Genomic DNA, 1,421 nt, shown 5'->3' with positions numbered 1-1,421 from the left:
ACCCAGTTCGGGTCGCGCGTCTCGAACACGCCGCCCCAGGCCTCGACTTCGGTCTTCAGATAGTGCGCCCAGCCCTGCGCTAGGTCGAAGCCCATTGCCAGCGGCACCAGCATGACGCGCTTGCCCTTGAGCGCCTGCGCGTACGCAGCCGGCCCCGGATCGTCGGCGGCGAAGGTTGGCGCCACGAAGGCGGTGACAGCGAGCGCCGTGGCGGCGGCCATGAGTGTCTTGATCAGTTTCATGTCGGATCCTTTTGCTTTGGTCGTTGTTATCAGCGGCCGGCCCCAACCGTCCGCCGCAGTTCAGGTCTAAATGTCGCCCTGCTGGGCGGTCTGCTCGTCACGTGGATTGATGATGCCGTCGACGATGATGGCGCCGAGCAGGATCGCTGCCTTGATCAGGTTCTGGTAGAGCAGCGGAATGTCGATGATGGTCATGGCGTTGAGCAGGATGCCGATCAGTGCCGCACCGACCAGCACGTTGCGCACCCCGCCGCGCCCGCCGGACAGGCCGATGCCGCCGATAACCGCCACCAGCACGATATCGTAGAGCAGCGTCGAATTGACGACGCGGGTATTGATCGAATGCAGGCTGGCCGCCGTCAGCAGGCCGGCGACCAGTGCGACGAAGGCGGAAAGCACATAGCGCAGCACCAGCATCGGCCGCACCGGCATGCCGATGTTGCGGGCGGCCACCGGATTATCGCCGGCGAAATAGATATAGCGGCCCCATTTGGTGTAGCGCAGGAACAGGAAGAACAGGAAGGCCAGCCCTGCGAAGACGAAAACCTCGATGGGAATGTCGAGGAAGCGCAGGCCACCGAGCAACTCGACCCAATGGCCCTGCGGCACCGGCACGGCATCCTGCGTGATCAGTTGCGAGCGTACATAGCCGAAGACGAAGGAGCCTGTCGCCAGCGTCACGAAGATCGCCGGCACGTCGGCATAGGCGACGAGAAAACCATTGAGCAGGCCGATGGCCAGCACACCGGCCAGCACATAGGCGAAGGCAAGCCCGTCCGGCGTCCCCGAATTCAGCAGTTGCAGGTACCAGGCGACCGACATCGCCATGATCGCGACGGCAGAGAGGTCGATGCCGCGGCCGATGATGACCACGGCCATGCCGAGCGCAAGGATGCCCAGCACCGACACGGAGCGGACGATGGCGACGAGATTGTTGGGGTCGATGAAACCTGGCAGGCCTATAGCCGCTGCAACGAACAGCACCACGGCGATGGCAAAGACAATGCCTTCCTGGTTCAGGCTCCTGAAATTTGGCCAGCCGATGGTGTTCATGTCTGCGTTTGCCCCGATGGCAGCGCTGCCATCCCTGGGAAAGAACGCTAATCGGCCCAACGCCGGTTCGTCAAATGAATCCGCGCCCGGAACCCAGGCCGGCTGCGATATTTATCGAGTGGACGC

Annotated in this window: 1 protein-coding gene and 1 pseudogene; both read right to left on the bottom strand. The window is 63.2% G+C overall.

The window, feature by feature from the left end; all coding sequences use genetic code 11:
- Nucleotides 1-242: pseudogene (locus EN925_RS35750) on the bottom strand (sugar ABC transporter substrate-binding protein); the annotation flags it as partial.
- A gap of 66 nt (nt 243-308) precedes the next feature.
- Nucleotides 309-1,295 (bottom strand): ABC transporter permease, encoded by a 987-nt coding sequence (locus EN925_RS35745; protein ID WP_013530837.1) that lies wholly within the window; start codon nt 1,293-1,295, stop codon nt 309-311.
- Nucleotides 1,296-1,421: the final 126 nt, after the last annotated feature.

The sequence above is a fragment of the Mesorhizobium sp. M7A.F.Ca.US.006.04.2.1 genome (assembly GCF_004022915.1).
GTDB lineage: Bacteria > Pseudomonadota > Alphaproteobacteria > Rhizobiales > Rhizobiaceae > Mesorhizobium > Mesorhizobium ciceri.
This window is presented reverse-complemented; position numbering and strand designations above follow the sequence as displayed.

Coding starts and splice junctions, on each gene's coding strand:
- EN925_RS35745 (WP_013530837.1), bottom strand. CDS start 1,295: ATGAACACCATCGGCTGGCCAAATTTCAGGAGCCTGAACCAGGAAGGC.